This window comes from Kitasatospora sp. MAA19, assembly GCF_029894125.1.
GTDB lineage: Bacteria > Actinomycetota > Actinomycetes > Streptomycetales > Streptomycetaceae > Kitasatospora.
In genome coordinates this window covers 85,569-102,496 of record NZ_JARXYZ010000006.1, presented here as the reverse complement: position 1 = coordinate 102,496, position 16,928 = coordinate 85,569, and the positions used below count along the sequence as shown (strand labels likewise).

Annotated in this window: 17 protein-coding genes; 7 read left to right on the top strand and 10 right to left on the bottom strand. The window is 74.6% G+C overall.

Features of this window, described 5'->3' with window-relative positions; all coding sequences use genetic code 11:
* Window positions 1–161 precede the first annotated feature (161 nt).
* A complete protein-coding gene (locus tag P3T27_RS12265; RefSeq protein ID WP_280677445.1) occupies window positions 162–1,496 on the top strand; it encodes an ALF repeat-containing protein in 1,335 nt (444 codons plus the stop codon).
* A gap of 170 nt (window positions 1,497–1,666) precedes the next feature.
* Here the strand turns inward: P3T27_RS12265 and P3T27_RS12260 are convergent, their stop codons facing one another.
* Window positions 1,667–1,873 carry a hypothetical protein gene (locus tag P3T27_RS12260; protein ID WP_280677443.1) on the bottom strand — a complete coding sequence of 69 codons (207 nt, stop codon included), beginning with the start codon at window positions 1,871–1,873 and terminating at the stop codon, window positions 1,667–1,669.
* A gap of 219 nt (window positions 1,874–2,092) precedes the next feature.
* Between P3T27_RS12260 and P3T27_RS12255 the strand changes: the two genes are divergently transcribed.
* The 3 genes from P3T27_RS12255 to P3T27_RS12245 all read left to right on the top strand — a co-directional run bounded on the left by P3T27_RS12255 (window position 2,093) and on the right by P3T27_RS12245 (window position 4,241).
* Complete coding sequence (locus P3T27_RS12255) at window positions 2,093–3,481, top strand: MFS transporter (RefSeq protein WP_280677441.1); 1,389 nt, start codon at window positions 2,093–2,095, stop codon at window positions 3,479–3,481.
* Between the two features lie 89 nt (window positions 3,482–3,570).
* Window positions 3,571–3,696, top strand: coding sequence for a hypothetical protein (locus P3T27_RS12250; protein ID WP_280677439.1), 126 nt, complete (start codon window positions 3,571–3,573; stop codon window positions 3,694–3,696).
* Window positions 3,697–3,719: 23 nt separating this feature from the next.
* Window positions 3,720–4,241 carry a peptidylprolyl isomerase gene (locus P3T27_RS12245; RefSeq protein ID WP_280677437.1) on the top strand — a complete coding sequence of 174 codons (522 nt, stop codon included), beginning with the start codon at window positions 3,720–3,722 and terminating at the stop codon, window positions 4,239–4,241.
* A gap of 39 nt (window positions 4,242–4,280) precedes the next feature.
* Here P3T27_RS12245 and P3T27_RS12240 read toward each other — a convergent pair whose 3' ends face one another.
* The 5 genes from P3T27_RS12240 to P3T27_RS12220 form a co-directional block, all read right to left on the bottom strand.
* Window positions 4,281–4,889 (bottom strand): response regulator transcription factor, encoded by a 609-nt coding sequence (locus P3T27_RS12240; protein ID WP_280677435.1) that lies wholly within the window; start codon window positions 4,887–4,889, stop codon window positions 4,281–4,283.
* Entirely contained in the window at window positions 4,886–6,067 is a 1,182-nt protein-coding gene (locus tag P3T27_RS12235) for a sensor histidine kinase (protein WP_280677433.1), read from the bottom strand. The genes P3T27_RS12240 and P3T27_RS12235 overlap by 4 nt, the downstream gene beginning before the upstream one ends.
* Before the next feature lie 11 nt (window positions 6,068–6,078).
* Window positions 6,079–6,504, bottom strand: coding sequence for a hypothetical protein (locus P3T27_RS12230; RefSeq protein ID WP_280677431.1), 426 nt, complete (start codon window positions 6,502–6,504; stop codon window positions 6,079–6,081).
* A 186-nt stretch (window positions 6,505–6,690) separates the two neighbouring features.
* On the bottom strand, window positions 6,691–7,788 hold the full coding sequence (locus tag P3T27_RS12225) for an RICIN domain-containing protein (protein ID WP_280677429.1): 1,098 nt from the start codon (window positions 7,786–7,788) through the stop codon (window positions 6,691–6,693).
* A 73-nt stretch (window positions 7,789–7,861) separates the two neighbouring features.
* Window positions 7,862–8,977: an alpha/beta hydrolase-fold protein gene (locus P3T27_RS12220; RefSeq protein ID WP_280677427.1), complete on the bottom strand. Its 1,116-nt coding sequence runs from the start codon at window positions 8,975–8,977 to the stop codon at window positions 7,862–7,864.
* A 221-nt stretch (window positions 8,978–9,198) separates the two neighbouring features.
* Between P3T27_RS12220 and P3T27_RS12215 the strand changes: the two genes are divergently transcribed.
* Entirely contained in the window at window positions 9,199–10,197 is a 999-nt protein-coding gene (locus P3T27_RS12215) for a LuxR C-terminal-related transcriptional regulator (RefSeq protein WP_280677425.1), read from the top strand.
* 51 nt (window positions 10,198–10,248) lie between these two features.
* Here P3T27_RS12215 and P3T27_RS12210 read toward each other — a convergent pair whose 3' ends face one another.
* A complete protein-coding gene (locus P3T27_RS12210; protein WP_280677424.1) occupies window positions 10,249–13,002 on the bottom strand; it encodes a M4 family metallopeptidase in 2,754 nt (917 codons plus the stop codon).
* Window positions 13,003–13,215: 213 nt separating this feature from the next.
* Here P3T27_RS12210 and P3T27_RS12205 point away from each other — a divergent pair, with 213 nt between their 5' ends.
* On the top strand, window positions 13,216–13,869 hold the full coding sequence (locus P3T27_RS12205; protein ID WP_280677422.1) for a class I SAM-dependent methyltransferase: 654 nt from the start codon (window positions 13,216–13,218) through the stop codon (window positions 13,867–13,869).
* Here P3T27_RS12205 and P3T27_RS12200 read toward each other — a convergent pair.
* The 3 genes from P3T27_RS12200 to P3T27_RS12190 form a co-directional block, all read right to left on the bottom strand.
* Complete coding sequence (locus P3T27_RS12200) at window positions 13,848–14,642, bottom strand: AraC family transcriptional regulator (RefSeq protein ID WP_280677420.1); 795 nt, start codon at window positions 14,640–14,642, stop codon at window positions 13,848–13,850. The two genes, P3T27_RS12205 and P3T27_RS12200, sit on opposite strands and share 22 nt — an antisense overlap.
* Window positions 14,643–14,690: 48 nt before the next feature.
* Entirely contained in the window at window positions 14,691–15,347 is a 657-nt protein-coding gene (locus P3T27_RS12195) for a hypothetical protein (protein ID WP_280677418.1), read from the bottom strand.
* A 139-nt stretch (window positions 15,348–15,486) separates the two neighbouring features.
* The gene (locus P3T27_RS12190) at window positions 15,487–15,819 is read right to left on the bottom strand and encodes a cupin domain-containing protein (protein ID WP_280677416.1); all 333 of its coding nucleotides are present in this window, start codon (window positions 15,817–15,819) and stop codon (window positions 15,487–15,489) included.
* Between the two features lie 71 nt (window positions 15,820–15,890).
* Here P3T27_RS12190 and P3T27_RS12185 point away from each other — a divergent pair, with 71 nt between their 5' ends.
* A complete protein-coding gene (locus P3T27_RS12185; RefSeq protein WP_280677414.1) occupies window positions 15,891–16,862 on the top strand; it encodes a helix-turn-helix domain-containing protein in 972 nt (323 codons plus the stop codon).
* The last annotated feature ends 66 nt before the right edge of the window (window positions 16,863–16,928 follow it).

Here is a 16,928-nt window from a genome sequence, read left to right as displayed (position 1 = left end):
CGCTCCCGTGGCCACCGGCTGTTGAGCCGCCGTCGCGGGCTCCCGCGCGGGCTTCGGGACCGGAGACATGGAGGACCGGCGCATATTTGGTATGGCAACCGTAAAAGAGGATCTATGCTGTCGGGCGTTCACGATCCCTCCGCACAAAGCAGGTTTACCGGATGAAGCTGCCTCGGGTGTCCGCCGTCGTCGCGGCCGCCGTTCTGGCTCCCACCGTCCTCTTCCCGTCGATGGCCTCCGCCGCCGACAACCCCCAGCCGGCCGGCGTCTCCGGCCCTGACACCGCGTCCAAGGGCGCCGAGGACCAGGGATCGGGCCAGGAGGAGCAGGACCGGGCCGAGGTCCGGCGTATCCTCGCCGACAAGGAGACCGGACCCAAGGTGCGCGAGGCGGCCCAGAAGGCCCTCGCCGGCACCGCCGCCGATGTGCGGCACTTCCTGGAGGTCGAGCTGGAGGAGAACCGCGTCCCCGACAACAGGCTGAGGGTCGTCCAGATCTCCGACGGCGCCGGACCGGCGCTGCGCAAGGCCGCCGACCAGGCGCTGAGGGGCACCGCCGCGGACCTCCTGGCCTTCCTCAAGGAGGGCCAGTTCACCGCCCGCGCCGAGGACGAGGACCGCGCCAAGGTCGAGGCCATCCTCGCGGACAAGGAGACCGGCCCGGGCGTGCGCCAGGCGGCCCAGAAGGCCCTCGCCGGCACCGCCGCCGATGTACGGCACTTCCTGGACGTCGAGTTCCCCAAGCAGCGGGCCGACGACAACCGGGTGAAGCTCTCCCAGATCATGGCGGCCGGCGGCCGGGCCGTGCGCGAGGCGGCCGGCCGGGCGCTGGACGGCACCGACGAGGACGTCGTGAAGTTCCTGAAGGAGGGCCAGTTCATCGCCCGCGCCGAGGACGACCGCGTCGCGGTCCTCGTCATCCTGGCCGACAAGAATGTCGGCCCGGGTGTGAGTCAGGCGGCCCAGAAGGCGCTGAACGGCACTGCAGCCGACGTGCGGCACTTCCTGGAGGTCGAGTTCCCCAAGCAGCGGGCCGACGACAACCGGGTGAAGCTCTCCCAGATCATGGCGGCCGGCGGGCGGGCCGTGCGCGAGGCGGCCGGCCGGGCGCTGGACGGCACCGACGAGGACGTCGCGAAGTTCCTCGCGGAGGGCCAGTTCACCGCCCGCGCCGAGGACGAGGCCGCCGCGAACAAGCCCGCCCTGCAGCCGACCCGGCCCGCCGAGGAGCCGCAGACCGGCACCGGCGCTCAGCCGGCCGCCCAGCCCGCCGCCCTGACCACCACGACGGGCACCAGCACGGGCGCCACCAGCACGGGCACCACGACGGGCAGCACCACCGCCGGGACCACGACCGGCACCACCACCGCCCGCTCCGGCCAGCTCGCCGCCACCGGCACCGACGGCCTGGGCTGGGAGGCTGGCGGCGCCGCCGCGGCCGTCGCCGCGGGCGCGGCGCTGGTCGCGGTCTCCCGCCGCCGCTCCACCCAGAGCTGACGCCCCGCCCGCCCTAGCCGCCCGCGCGGCCGGGGCGGGCGTATCCGCTCAGCGCCCGGGGGGCGCTCGGCGAGCAGCCGGGCGAACCTCTCGTGCCAGCGGGCGGCGTTGCTGCCGTCCAACTGCCCCGCGAAGGCGCGCCGCAGCCGCCCCTCCTCGTCGGACACGTCTCAGTCCCCGCCCCCGCCGTCCCCGCTGCCGCCGCTCCGCAGGCTCCGGCGCCGGCTCCGCTGGAAGCGGCGCAGCAGGGCCCCCGAGGCGAGCGTCGCGGACGCCACGACGCGCACCCAGCGGGGCCCGCCGCGCTCGGCCCACACCACGCACACGCAGCCGCCGACCACGACCACCAGGATTCCGACCAGCACAGCGCCGATCACGGTCCCACCCCTTCCCGTTCATCCCCGTTGTCGGGCTGATCCTCTCAACCCGCGGCCCCGCCCTCGCCGCCGACCCACCCGAAACCGGTCCAATCCGCCACGCAGGTGGACAACCCGACCGCTCCGCAGGACAGTTGGCGCCGTCCGGGATTTACCGGGGCCGGGGTCTCGCGGCACGATGATCGACGGAACCCCACCCTCACCTGAAACGGCAGCCGCATGGCCAACTCGACCAGCCTCGACATCGACCCGCCGGACGTGGACGGGGCGTCCCCGAGACCGCGCCGGGTCCTGACGGCGGCCAGTCTGGCGACCGCGATGATCGTCATCGACATCAGCATCGTGAACGTCGCGATCCCCGCGATCCGCACCAGCCTGCACGCGAGCCTGTCGACGATGCAACTGGTCGTCGACGCCTACGCGATCGTCCTCGCCAGCCTGGTGCTGGCCGGGGCCGCGATGGTCGCCCGCTTCGGCGCGGTGCGGATGTTCCGCCTCGGGGTCGCCGCCTTCGGCGTGACGTCCCTGCTGTGCGGCCTCGCCCCCGACGGCGCCGCGCTCGTCGCGGCCCGGGCCCTGCAGGGCCTCGGCGGGGTCCTGCTGACCCCTGCGACGCTGGTGATGATCACCGACACCTACCGGGACTCGGAGGCGCGCGCCAAGGCCGTCTCGGTGTGGGCGATGGTCGGCGGCAGCCCCGTCGCCTTCGGCCCGATCCTCGGCGGGGCGCTGGTCGCGGCGGTGGGCTGGCGCAGCATCTTCCTGGTCAACGTGCCGGCCGTGCTGGCCATCCTGTGGCTGTCGGCGCGGCACATGCCCCGGGACGAGCGGCAGACGCGCAGGGAGCCCCAGGACATCCCCGGCCAGCTGCTCGCGATCGCCGCCCTCGGCGGTGTGGCCCTGGCCCTGACCGAGGGACGGGAACTGGGTTGGACCAGGCCGTTGCCCCTGGCGGCGGCCGCCGTCGCGGTGCTGGCCGCGGCCGCCTTCGTCGTGCGCCAGCGCACCTTCGCCTTCCCGATGATCCCCGGGGACCTGTTCCGAGCGCCGGGCTTCCGGGCCTTCGTCGCGGCGGGCCTGCTCCTGTTCGCGGGCTACTACGGGCTGGTGTTCTCGATCAGCGTCTTCCTGCAGCAGGTGCGCGGGTACGACCCGGTCACCACCGGGCTGTGCTTCCTGCCCTCGGCCCTGCCGATCACCCTCATGCCGCTGGTCGCCGGACGCGTCCACGCCAGGCTCGGCGCCCCGCGGGTCCTGGGCATCGCGACGGCGCTGACCCTGGTCGGCGGCCTGCTGCTGGCGCTGGTGGGCAGCAGCGTCCCGGTCGGCACCGGCGTCGGGCTGCTCTTCATCGGCCTGGGCTTCGGCCTGGCGACGGTGCCGCAGATCACCCTGGTCATGGCCGCCGCGCCGGCGCACCGCTCGGCCCTGGCCAGCGGCCTGATGTCGGCCGGCCGCTCCTCGGGCACCACCGTCGGCGTGGCCCTGCTCGGCGGCTTCTCCTCCGGGGGCGGCATCGCGGGGCCGGCGGTCGCGGCCGTGGTGATCTACCTGCTGATGGCCCTGTCCGTCGCCCTCGGCGCCCGCCGGCTGCCCGCCCCCTCCTGACCTGTCACCTGGCACAAGGCCGGTTCGGCCACGAACCCGCCGTGTGCCAGGATGCCGGCACCGATCCTCTCGACCGGAGACCCTTCTCGATGATCCGCCGCACCACCGTCCTGGCCACCGCCGCGAGCGTGCTCGGTCTCACCGCGCTGACGGGCCGTACCTGCGGCACCTTCCGCGACTTCGGCCCCGTCGAGCCGGTCCCCGCCCCCAACTGACCATCCGAGCAAAGGAGTCCGCCATGGCCAAGGGCCTGTTCGCGACCCTGCACACCACCCTGGGCCCGATCCGGCTGGAGCTGTTCCAGTTCCACGCGCCGAAGACGGTCCGCAACTTCGTCGAACTCGCCGAGGGCGCCCGGGAGTACACCGACCCGCGCACCGGCGGGCCGGGCAGCGGCCCGTACTACGACGGGACGTCGTTCCACCGGGTGATCGCCGGCTTCATGATCCAGGGCGGCGACCCCACCGGCACCGGCGCCGGCGGCCCGGGCTACGCCTTCGCCGACGAGTTCCACCCCGAACTGCACTTCACCAAGCCCTACTTGCTCGCCATGGCCAATGCCGGGCCGGGCACCAACGGTTCCCAGTTCTTCATCACCGTCGGCACCCCCGCCCACCTGAACCGCCGGCACACCATCTTCGGCCAGGTCGCCGACGCCGACTCCCGGGCCGTGGTCGACGCGATCGCGGCCGTCCCGGTCGACGGTGAGCGCCCCGTGGAGGACGTCGTGATCACCAAGGTGACCATCGAGCGCCTCTGACCCGCCCCCGGGTGGTCCTGCGCCCGTCGCGCGGCGGAGTCAGAGCCAGCCGCGCTCGTCGGCGGTGCGCAGGGCCTCGGTGCGGTTGCGGGTGGCGGTCTTGGCGATGGCGGAGGAGAAGTAGTTGCGCACCGTTCCCTCCGAGAGGTAGAGCTTGGCGGCGATCTCGGCGACGCCGGCTCCGGAGCGGGAGGCGTTCAGCACGTCCCGTTCCCGGGCGGTGAGCGGGGAGGCGCCCGCCGCCAGGGTGGCCGCGGCCAGTTCCGGGTCCACCACCCGTTCGCCCGCCGCGACCCGGCGGATGGCGTCGGCCAGGACCTCGGCCGGCGCGTCCTTGACGACGAAGCCCAGCGCGCCCGCCTCCATCGCCCGGCGCAGGTAGCCGGCGCGTCCGAAGGTGGTGAGGATGACGACCCGGCAGCCGGGCACCTGGTGGGAGAGGACGGCGGCTGCGGCCAGGCCGTCGAGTCCGGGCATCTCGATGTCCAGCAGGGCCACGTCGGGCCGGTGGGCGAGGGCCGCGTCGGTCACCTGGTCGCCGCGGCCGACGGCGGCGACCACCTCGAAGCCGTCCTCCAGGTCGAGCAGGGCGCACAGCGCGGTGCGGACCAGTTCCTGGTCCTCGGCGAGCAGCAGGCGGATCGTCATGTCGTCCCTTCCCGGGCGGGGTTGCGCCGCCCGTCGCGGGTGCCCGGCGGGACGGTGACCAGCAGTCGCCACCCGCGCGGGCTCAGCGGGCCGGCCTCGACGGTACCGCCGGCCGCCGCGACCCGTTCCCGCAGCCCGGTCAGCCCCTTCCCGACCCCGCTGCCCTCGCCGGTCCTGCCGCGCGCCCCCGTCCCGTCGTCGCGGATCTCCACGGAGGAGCCGGTGACGGTCACCGTGCAGCGGCCGGCCCGGGCGTGGCGGACCACGTTGGTCAGTCCCTCGCGCACCACCCAGCCGAACAGCTCCCCGTCCTGGGTGGCCAGCGGGTCGGTGGACGTCGGCAGGTCGGCGACCACCCCGGCGGCGCGCAGCAGTTCGCGCCCGCGCGCCAGCTCGCCGGTCAGCGTGACGTCGCGGTAGCCGGTGACGGCGGCCCGGACGTCGGCCAGCGCCTGGCGGGACAGCGACTCCACTGCGGCCATCTCCGCCAGCGACTGGTCGGGGTCCTTGCCGGCGAGGCGCTGGGCCAGGCGGGACTTGACGGTGATCGCGGTGAGCGAGTGCCCGAGCAGGTCGTGCAGGTCGCGGGCGATCCGGTTGCGTTCCGCTTCCGAGGCCAGGCGCGCCACCTCGGCCCGGGCGGCCACCAGGGCCTGGTTGGTGGCGGCGATCTCCGCGAACGCCCCCGTGGTGAGCGCGGTGAACAGCAGCGCCAGCGCCTGGAACGTGCCGGGCCCGGTGTGCCAGGCGGGCACCGCCCACGGCACCAGCAGCGCGGCCAGCGTGGCGGCGACGAGCACCGGGGTGGCGTGGCGGCGCCACAGCACGGCGACGAAGGAGACGACGACGGCGGCGAGGAAGAACGCGTCCCCGTGGGCGAACGGCAGCGCGGCCAGGAACAGTGCGCCCATCACCGCCACCAGCACGATCGCCTGCCGCCGGTGGGCGCGGACCGTGGTGGCGGCGAGGACGACGCAGAGGCAGAACGCGGCGACGACCGCGTACCCGGCGACCAGGGCCGCCCCGGAGACGGTGCCGCTCATGGCGACGGCGGTCAGGCACGGGTAGACCAGCATCCCGCTGCCCAGCGTGATCCGCCGCCAGCCCTGCGTCCACCGCTGCGGGGTGCGCTGCTCGTCGGCGCGCCCGCGGCGGGTCGTCCGCGTGTCCTCGTCCACCCGCACCTTCCTCACGTCGCGTCGGATCGCGCGAACAGGGTACGCAGGTGGCGTCCGTTGACCACGAGGGCCACCCCCAGCAGCGCCAGCCCGCACAGGGCCTGCTCGACCTTCATCCAGAACGGGAAGGTGCCCGGCACGGAGATGATCACGACGATCGCCGCGATCATGACGGCCGAGATGATCCGCAGGCGCCGGTACGCCCCGTGCGAGCCGCGGGCGGCCCGGGTGGTGAACAGGTACGTGACCACGGCGCTGGCCACGACGAGGGTGCCGCGGATCCACACGGCCGGGTTCACCAGGTCGGGGTGGTTGCGCAGGGCGTACGCGGCGGCCAGGGTGACGACGCTGAGGCCCAGGTAGGCGAACACCAGTCGTCTGATGGTGCGGAAGGCCCGAACGGTGTCGGGGTGGCTCATCGCATCGGTGGAGGTCATGCCCCCATGCTGTCCGCGCGCCGGTCCCGCCCGGCAGTGTGCTGCCGCACCGGCCACCCGTGACAATTGTCAGCAGGTCCGGGCGGGTCCGGGCGGGTCCGGGCAGGTCCGGGCAGGTCGGGGCGGGGAAGAGCGGGGCCGCCGCCCGGCGGGGCCGGGCGGCGGCTGGTGGTGGTGCGGTGGGGCTCAGGCGCAGGTGGTGAAGGTGGGGCTGGTGTTGGCGATGTAGAGGGTGGCGCCGCCGCTGGGGTCGGAGGTGAGCGGGACGGTGATGGTGTCCTCGGCGGTCCACGGGATGCCGCGGGCGTCGAAGGTCCAGGTGCCGGTGACCTTGCGGGCGAGCTCGGCCAGCGTCACCCAGCCGTACTGCTGCGGCGGGACGGAGACGGTGACGGCGTTGTTGACGGTGGTCGAGCCCTGCCAGACGTTGCTGTAGTTGACAGCGGTCTTGACCGCGGTGGTGAAGACGCCGCCGGGGGCGCCGCCGGAGATCTCCGCCCCGATCTCGCCGCCGATGCTGCTGGACCAGCCGCTCATGTTGGTGACCGCGAAGCTCTGCTGGGCGGCGCTGCTGGTGTTGTTGAACCAGACCGAGGAGACGCAGATCTTCGGCAGCGGCGCCGCGGGGGCCTCGCTCTTCAGCGCCCAGGAGCAGGAGGAGACGTCCTTCTGGCACTGCTTGGCGGCGTGGTCGAGCGCCAGGCTGCGGGCGGCCTGCGGGAAGCCGGTGGACCACTGCTGGTTGGCGGTGCCGTTGCAGGTGTACTGGTCGGTCCAGGCGTCGTCGTAGTTGGCGCCGAGCAGCAGGTCCAGGCAGGTGTTGTCGCCCAGGTGGCGGATCATGAACGCGTCGTCGGACCCGGGGGCCGGCTGCAGGAACCACCGCTGGCTGGCCTGGCCGGCGCAGGTCTGCTGGCGCAGGGCCGGGGTGAAGAAGGCCAGGTCGATGCACTTGCCGGTGTCGTTGTTGACGATGGTGAAGGAGTAGTCGGACGGGTCGACGCTCAGCCGCCAGGACTGGTGGTAGCCGGGCGCGGAGTTGGTGACGATGTAGGCGCCGTCGCCCATCGAGCCGTTCTGGACGTCGAGTTGGCGCCCGTTGCTGAGGGACTTGAGGGTCAGGCACTGCTGCGGGGAGGCGCAGGCCGCGGCCGGGGCCGCGGCGGCCCGGGCGGTCGCGAACGGGGCGGCGGTGAAGCCCAGGGCGGCGCAACAGGTCACCAGGACGGCCGCGATCAGGCGCAGCCAGGGAGCCGGGCGGCTCGGGGTGGTGGTGGAGGGCACTGGGTCGGGTCCTTTCGTCGAGAGAGGGGGGAGGTGTCACCGCACGGCCCCGGAGGGCGGCGCGGCGGGCGGGTCAGGCAGCGGCGAAGGCCGCTTCCAGGCGCGGGACGTAGTCCACGAGGTCCTGCGCCCAGCAGCCCGGGCTGTGGCCGCCGTTGCAGTGGGGCCCCCAGACCGCGCCGTCGCCGTAGTCGACGTAGTGGTAGGTCAGGTGGAGGGCGTCCAGGCGGTCCTTGACGCGCTTGGCGGTGCCCTCGGCCCAGAACTCCATGTCGGCGGCGCTGCCGTTGCCGTTGCCGGTGTAGACCGCGATGCCGGTGTCGGCCAGCAGACCCATCCGGGAGGCCGGGTCCGCGGCGTTCCAGCGCCAGTCGGCGTTGAACACCGGGTAGGGCGTTCCGAAGATCGCGTCGCTGGAGACCGTGGGGCCGAAGTCGAGGCCGCAGGGCTGCCCGTTGCTGGGCCCGCACAGCACGGTGCCGACGTTGGTCAGGGTGGCGACCACGGCGCCGCGGATGATCATCTCGTTCGCGGAGAGGTCGTTGGCGCCGGACATGGTGAGGACCTGGCCGAACAGCTGGGGGCGGTCCTGGGCGTAGTGCAGGGCGCCGAAGCCGCCCATCGACAGGCCGCCGACGGCCCGGCTCCTGCGGCCCGTCAGGGTGCGCAGGTTGGCGTCGATGAACGGGACGACCTGGTCGAGGTGGAAGGTCTCCCAGTTCTGCGCCCCGGCGGCGGTGCCCTGGTCGAGCCAGTCGGTGTACCAGCCGCGCAGGCCGCCGTCCGGGATGACGGTGATCATCGACTGCGCGGCGGTGAGGGCGGGGTAGGCCAGGGCCGGGTCGCTCGGGTTGTCCGAGGCGCCGTGCAGGAAGTAGAGGACCGGGTAGCGCTTGGCCGGGTCGGCCGCGTAGCCGGCGGGCAGCAGGATCCGGATGGTGTGCTCCCCGGCGACCTGGGGCGTGGTCACGGTGATCACGAAGTTGGTGGCGCTGCCGGTGGCGGCGCCGACCTGGGTGAGCCCGAAGCCGTCCTTCATCGGCGGCGGGGCACCGGCCTCGGCGCGCGCGGCGGGCACGCCCAGCAGCAGGAGGCAGGCGGCCAGGGCGGCGACGGCCGTCCTGGCGCGCCGCAGCAGGGCGCGCCGGGGCCGTACGGGCGGGCGCCGGGCGGGCAGGGCTGGGGTCATGGTCGTCCTTGGCCGTGAGGGTGCCGTTCCCGGGGGAACCGCTGGAGCTGTCTGGACACCGACAACTCTTGCGAGGTCACCTCGCCGTCCGCCAGAGCACCCGGCGGCGCACCTGGGCCACTGGCGCATGTGCGCCACCGGTGCGGGTAGCCTCCGACGGTCCGTGCGCCCGGGCGGCACCGACCACCCGGGCGGCACCGACGAGATGACACACCGACACGATGACGGGGGGCGTCGTGCACGACGTGCTGGATCCCGACTCCGAGCGCGGCCGGGTCTACCACTGCCTGGTCGGCCGGCCACGGGCGCGGGTACCGGAACTGGCGGACGGGGCGGGCCTGGACGAGGACACCGTCCTGGCCGTGCTCAGGGATCTCGCGGACGAGGGCGTCGCCGTGGCCTTCGACACCGCCGGCACCACCGACGACCGCGACCACGCCTGGGAGGCGCTGCCGCCCGGCCGGGTGGTCGAGGCGGTGCTGCACAGCGACGCCGTCCGCCAGGCCACCGCGCGCCGGGCCGGGGCGGAGCTGGAACGCCTCTACCGCTTCGCCCGGCGCGACGCCGGCACCTACGGCGCCCTGGAGGTGGTCGAGGACGTCGCCCAGGTGCTGGCGGCCAGCCGCCGCCTCCAGCTCGCCGCCCGCCACCAGGTACGGGTCATCGACGTGCCGCCCTACTCCGGCAGTTCGGCCTTCTACCTCGACCAGGAGGTGCTGCAGCGCCAGCGGATGGCCGCCGGGGTCGTCTACCGCTCGATCTACCACGGCTGCGCCTTCGACGACCCGGTCGCCGGCCCCAACATGGCGCGCATGATCGAGGCGGGCGAGCAGGCCCGCACGCTGGACGAGCCGCCGCTCAAGCTGGCCCTGGGCGACGACGACCTGGCGATCGTCACGCTGGCGGCCGACGGCCGCCCCGGCGTCGTCTCGCTGCTGATCCGGCCCTCCAGCCTGCTGCGGGCCCTGGCCGCGGTGTTCGAGACGCTGTGGCGGCTGGCCGTGCCGGCCTCGGTGTCCGCCGTCGACCTGCAGATCGACGACCGGGACCGCCGCATCCTCACCCTGATGGCCAGCGGCGCCACCGACGATGCCATCGCCCGGCGGCTGGGCCTGGGGCGGCGCACGGTGGTGCGCCGCGTCTCGGCGCTGCTGGCCCAGTTGGGCGCCACCACGCGTTTCCAGGCGGGCGTGCAGGCGGCCCGGCGCGGCTGGCTGTGAGCCGGTCGCGCCGGGCCGGACCCCTGGGGGGTGGGGGTCAGGGAAGGGTGGTCAGCAGGTGCCCGCCGCGCGGTCGCGCACGACCAGGTCGGTGCGGCCGGGGGTGGAGTCCAGCCAGACCACCCGGGTGCCCTGGTCGGCCGCGGGCTGGTCCTGGCCGCCCCGGTTGCAGGAGAGGCGCTGCGGGGTGCCACCGCCGAGCGGGAGCTGCCAGAGCTTGGGCAGCGCGGCGTTGGTCCAGCCGCCGGCGGGCTTGGTGCTCTCGACCTTGTAGGTGACGGCCTGGTCGGAGGCGGCGAGGTTGCTGCCGATCGTCGGGGCGTTCGGCGCGTCGGCGGCCAGCACCTCGTTCACGCCGGAGCCGTCCAGGGCGCCGGAGCGGATGGCGGCGTGGGCGCCGATGCGGTTGGGGGCGTCCATCCACAGCAGCCGTCCGCCGGCGAGCCGGGCGGAGGAGGCGGTGCTGGCGGCGGCGCCGGGGGCGGCGTGCGCGGTGTACTGCGCGGTGACCTTGCCGGCGGCGATCGAGTAGACGGTCGGCGCGGTGACGTGCTGCTGTCCGTCCTGCCAGGACTCGGTCCAGGCGAGGTAGCCGTCCTTGAGGGTGAGGTCGTCCGGGTGGTGCCCGTCGGCCAGCGGCAGTTCGACCGCGGGGGCCCCGTCGTGGGACAGCCAGATGCCGGTGCGGCCGGAGCCGTTCACCGTGAAGGCGATGTCGCCGCCGGAGATCTGGGCACTGCCGGGCTCCTGCCCGGGGGCGAGGAACAGGCTGCGGACCGGGCCGGCTCCGGACAGCGGTGCGGTCAACAACTCCCGGCTGTGGTCCTGGGCGGTGGTGCCGATGGCCTTCCACACGGCGTTGGTGCCGTCGGTGGCGGGCCAGCTGTGGTAGCGGCCGTCGTCCGGGCTGAGCCGGACGGGAGTGCCGCGCCCGGTGGTGGAGCCGGTGTACAGCGCGGTGGTCTTGCTGTCGTTGCCGCCGCCCGTGCCCTTGACCGGGTCGGGGGCGGGGGCCATCGCCACCCAGTGCCCGCCGGCGGCGGCCGGTGGGGCCATCGAGTAGGAGAGGCTGCGCGCCAGCGTGCGGCTGTCCATGCCGATCCGGCTCTCCCAGCCGGTGCGGATCCCGTGCCCGTCGAACGCGGCTGCCACGGTGCGCAGTTGGGCGGGGCTGAGACCGAGGTCACGGCCGGCCGCGAGTGCCGCGTTGCGCCCGGCCACGAAGTCGTCGAGCGGGGTGAGGTAGGCGGTGAGCGCCCGGTAGACCACCCGGTCGGCGGTGAGCGGGTCGAGGGTGCGCCGGATGTCCCAGAGCGCGCCGCTGAAGATGGTGGCGTTGAGGTGTTGCCCGCCGTTGTCGATGGTGCCGCCGAGGTAGTCGTTCACGGTGGTGCGGTGGTCGTCCATCCGGCGGTCCGCGCAGGCCTGCGGGGTGCCGGTGCGGCACTTGCTCTCGCCGAGCAGCGCGGCCGCCGGGTCGTTCATGGACATGCCGCGGGCGGTGACCTCGATGGCGTTGCCGAAGTAGTCGGCGATCGCCTCGTTCATCGCGCCGGCCTGTCCCATGCCGGCCAGGTCGGCGGTGTTCGATATGACGCCGTGGGTCATCTCGTGCCCGGCGATGTCGAGGGCGGCGGAGAACGGGTAGTAGTTGGGGCCCCCGCTGCCGTAGATCATCTTCTTCCCGTCCCAGTAGGCGTTGGCGTAGGGGGCGCCGTCCTGGGTCACGTTGACGACGGAGGTGATCGCGCCGCCCTTGCCGTCCAGGCCGTTGCGGCCGAGCCGGTCGTGGTAGAAGTCGTACACGATACCGGCGTTGACGCTGGCGTCGGTGGCGCCGCTGGTGCCGGTGGAGGCCGGGAAGCCCGGGCCGGGGGAGTGGGCCGGGGGGAGGTCGGCGGGGATGCCGCCGCCGAAGTCCATCTCGTCCCGGCCGCCCGCGTCGTAGGTGGTGATGGCGGCGGGCCGGGTGAGGTCGGTGAGCTGGTAACTGCCGTCCGGCAGGCGGGCGATGTTCACCTTGGCGGAGTTGCCGCGGGCGTCCGGCGCGGTCCCGGTGGCGGGTTCGAGGCCGGCCGCGGCGGGCGCGGCGGCGCGCTGGTCGGTGCCGCCCGCCGGGTGCGGGGCGCGGGTGTCGTAGGCGAGGGCGACCACGCCGACGGTGGCGTCCACGAAGACCTCGCGGGCCTGCGGCCCCCCGGTCGCCGGGTCGGTGGCGTGCACGGTGAAGCGCTGGGCGAGCCGGCCGGCGCCGTCCGGCAGGACGACCAGGCCGTGGTCCTCGGCGGTGGCCGCGGCCCGGGCCTTCGGGTCCTGGACCGAGCCGAGCGCCAGGTCCCGCAGGGCGGCGGCCGGGACGGTGGCGGTGGTCGGCGCGGTCAGGCCGGTGAAGTACCGGCCGCCGACCGACTCGACGCGCTGCCCGGCGCCCTCGCCCGTCAGGTGCACCAGGTACTGCGCGCCGAACACGGGCACGCCGTCGTGGCGCTGCTCGAACCTGACGGTGCGCCGGCCGTCGGCGGTGCTCTCGGAGCCGACCTCGGTCAGCTCGCCGGGGTCGACGTGGTAGCGGTCGGCGTGGGCCGCGAGGTGGGCGCGGGCGGCGTCGGCGGGGCTGCCGACGGCCGGCTCGGCCAGGCCGGTGACCAACTGCGGGGCGGCGGTGTCCTGACCGGCCACCAGGGAGGGCACCGGGTCGGGGGCGGCCGCGGGCCCGGCCAGGGCGGGCGGCGCGGCCAGGGCCAGCGCCACCACGGCGGTGGCGCCGATGCCGAGTGCTGTGGACGTGCGGGAACGACGGGGCACGGAGGTCCTCTCGCAGGAGCCGGACGGTGGTCGCGGCAGGCCGGCCGCGCCGGACCACCGCGACGATCACGATAAGTCATCCGACTGCATATGTCGATAGACTTTCTATGCGGCCTCGGGATCGCGATCCGAGCCCCGGAGACCCCAACCCGCCCTGCCCGACGAGCGATTCGTTCAAGACGCCACGACACCCCCCGGCCGACACTGGCCCGCATGACCGATCGCGCCTTCACCCCCGCCGCCGGCCGCCTCGGCCCCGTACGCCTCTACGACCCCATCGTCTCCCTCACCCGCGAACGCCTGTGGCGCAGCCTGCTCGCCATGCACGTGGCCCCCCGCCCCGACGACGTGATCCTCGACGTCGGCTGCGGCACCGGCTCACTGGCCGTCCTCCTCGGCCGCGTCGAACCACGCGCCCGCGTCATCGGCGTCGACCCCGACCCCAGCACCCTCGACGTGGCCCGCCGCAAGGCCGCCGCCGCCGGGGTGGCCCCCGAATGGCGGATCGGCATGGGCGACGCCGTCGCCGACATCGTGGGCGCTGAAACGGCCGACACCGTCGTCTCCAGCCTCGTCCTCCACCAGTGCCCGATCCCCATGAAGCAGGCGATCCTCGCCTCCATGCACACGGCGCTGCGCCCCGGCGGCAAGCTCGTCATCGCCGACTTCGGGCGCCAGCGCACGGCCGCCATGCGCCTGGCGTTCCGCATCGTGCAACTGGCGGACGGCAAGGAGGACACCCAGCCCAACGCCGACGGCATCCTGCCCCGGCTGATCGCCGAGGCCGGATTCCACGGCGTGCGCGAGACCGAGACCGTCTCGACGCTCACCGGCTCGCTGTCGTTCTACGTCGCCCGCCGGGGCTGAACCGCCGGTCGGGGCCGAACCGCCGGTCGGCGCTGAACTTCCCGCCAGGGCATGGCAGTTCGGGACGGGGTCGGGCCGTCCGCCGCGCGCGCGTCGCGCAGCACCGGAAGCACCACCGACGGCGTCAACCCCGTCATCTCCCGCATCTGCCGGCTGAAGTGCGCCTGGTCCGCGAAGCCGCCCGCCAGCGCCGCCTCGGCGAGCGTGCGCCCCTCGCCCAGCGCGGCGGCCGCGCGGGCCAGCCGCCGCCAGATCCGCCAGCGCGCCAGCGGCACCCCCAACTGCCGCCGCGCCAAAGCCCGCAGGCGCTGCGGCGAGAGCCCCACCCGCGCGGCCAGCCCCGGCAGCGCGACCCGATGATCCGTCAGCGCCTCCATCGCCGCCCACAACCGCGCGTCCACCTCGGCCGACGGCAGCACCCCGGACGGACGGACGTCCTCCTCCACCAGGTCCCGCCACTGGGGCGCCACGGTGACACCGTCGCCGCACCCCGCCCGCAGCCGGTCCGCGAACGCGCAGTGCGGATCGACGAAGAACGCCACCATCTCCCGGACCGGCGCCATCCGGTGCCACACCATCGGCGCCACCACCACCGCCGCGCCCCGGTGGCGGACCCCAGCCCCGTCCACGATCGTCACCTCACCCCCCGCCGCCGCGACGGCGACCTGGAACGCGGCGTGCCGATGCAGCACGCTGTCCGCCAACGGCCCCCGGTACAGCGCGTACCCCGCGCCCACGACGAAGCGCCGCCCCGTCCCCTCCCGTTGCCCCATCCGCCCGATGCTGCCAGAGCACGGCCCCCGCCACCCCCGGTTCCGGCCCTACTGCCCCAACAGGCCCACCTCGCGGGCCTTCCAGGCCAGGAACGCCGAGAACCGGATCGCGCCCAGCAGCCCGGCCAGGGCGAGCACGCCCCAGAACGGGATCCCGAGCAGGCTCGGCCGGCCCGTGATCATCTGCCCGCCGTCGAGCCACACCCTGGTCTCATGGCCGTCCGGATACAGCTCATCCGTCGGCCGTTCCTCGCTGAACTCCCGGCCGTCGACGCTCCAGTGGTACGTGCAGCCGTAGATGTCGCGGCCGTGGTCCTGGTCGTCCAGCTGGCGGCCCGTCGTCCGGCAGGCGGTCACGGTGGCCACCACCCTGCGCGGCTCGTGCAGCCGGGTCCGCACGCCGGAGGCGGCCTGGGCCGCCGCGAACACCGTGCCCAGGGCGAGCACCAGCAGCAGCACCAGCGCCACGCAGGAGACGACGTAGTCGCCGACGGAGACCTGACGCAGCAGCGGCAGCGAGGCGCCGACGGCCGCCAGCAGCGCGACCCCGCACACCACCAACCACCACCGCCGATCACCCGGCAGATCCTGCGACCCGGCCCACACCACCGGCACGGCCGCCGTTCCCAGCACTGCCACCCCCGCCACCACGCCCACCGCGCACTGCCGGTGCAGCGCCCCCCACTCCACGGAAGCCTTGCGCACCACCCCGCCCCCTTCCCCCCGACTCCTCCCATCCTCCCGCCGGCCACCCCCACCGGCCCACCCCAACACCGCCGCTGCGCCCGAGCGGTGACAGACCCGCGACATCGTCACACCCGGGGCCCTCCCGCCGGAGGCCCCCTCAGTCGTGCAGCACGGTGATCCCCAGCATCCGTGCCCCGCCCTCCGTCCGGGGCCGGTGCCGGCTGCCCGGCGCGAACACCACGTAACTGCCCGCCCCGTGCCGCTCGTTCCCCTCGATCACCTCGCCGCTCAGCACGTAGTACCGCTCCTCGGTGGCGTGCACGTCCACGTCCGGCCACTCGCTGCCCGGGGCGAAGTCGATCAGCCAGCCGCTCGCGTACCCGGTCACCGGCAGCCTGCGCCGCACGATCCCGGGCGCCACGTCCACCGGCGCCACCTCCTCGACCCGCACCACCGTCTTCAGGTCCCGCATCTCACTGTTCTCGCTCATGCGACCACTGTGGCCGCGCCCGCCCCCACCGGCCGAGAGTCCGAAAAGACATCCTCGGGTACATTCCTGCCATGACATCCGCCGCGAACCGCCACCGGGTGGTGGCTCTGCTCAACGCGCCCCAGTCGCCCTTCGAACTCGCCTGCGCCGCCGAGGTCTTCGGCACCCGGCGGGCCGGCCTGCCCGACCACTACGACTTTCAGGTGTGCGCCGCCCAGCCCGGACCCGTGCCCACCACCATCGGCTCTCCCCTGCTCGTCGACGCCGGACTGGACGCCCTGACCCGCGCGGATACCGTCGTCGTCCCCGGCTGGCAGCCACCCGGCGGCCCCGTACCGGCCGCGGTCCTGGACGCGCTGCGCGCCGCGCACCGCCGCGGCGCCAGGATCGTCTCGATCTGCACCGGCGCCTTCGCCCTCGCCCAGGCCGGACTCCTCGACGGCCGCCGCGCCACCACCCACTGGGGCCGCACCGCCCAACTCGCCGCCGCCCACCCCACCGTCCAGGTCGACCGGGACGTCCTGTACGTCGACCACGGCGACGTCGCGACCAGCGCCGGCAGCGGCGCGGGCATCGACCTGTGCCTGCACCTGCTGCGCCGTGACCACGGCGCGGCCTACGCCGCCCAGGTCGCCCGGCACATGGTCCTGCCCCCGCACCGGGAGGGCAGCCAGCTCCAGTACGCCGCTCTTCCCACCCCCGCCCGGGTCGACGAGTCCCTGGCACCCCTCCTGGACTGGGCCGCCGCCCGCCTCGACTCCCGCCTCACCCTCGACACCCTCGCCCACCACGCCGGCCTCTCCAGCCGCACCCTCGCCCGCCGCTTCACCGAACAACTCGGCACCAGCCCCGGCCAGTGGCTGCTGCACCGGCGCATCGATGCCGCACGCGCGCTGCTGGAACAGACCGACCTGCCGGTGGAGGCCATCGCCACCCGGGTCGGCCTCGCCTCCGCCGTCAACCTGCGCCGCCGCTTCCACACCGCCCTCGGCACCACCCCCGGCGCCTACCGCCGCACCTTCGGCCGCCCTGGCGGACCGTGACCCCGGCCCCTCTCCTGCGGTCCGATGTCACGGTGCCAGGCCGCGCCCGGTCTTCACCGGTGAACA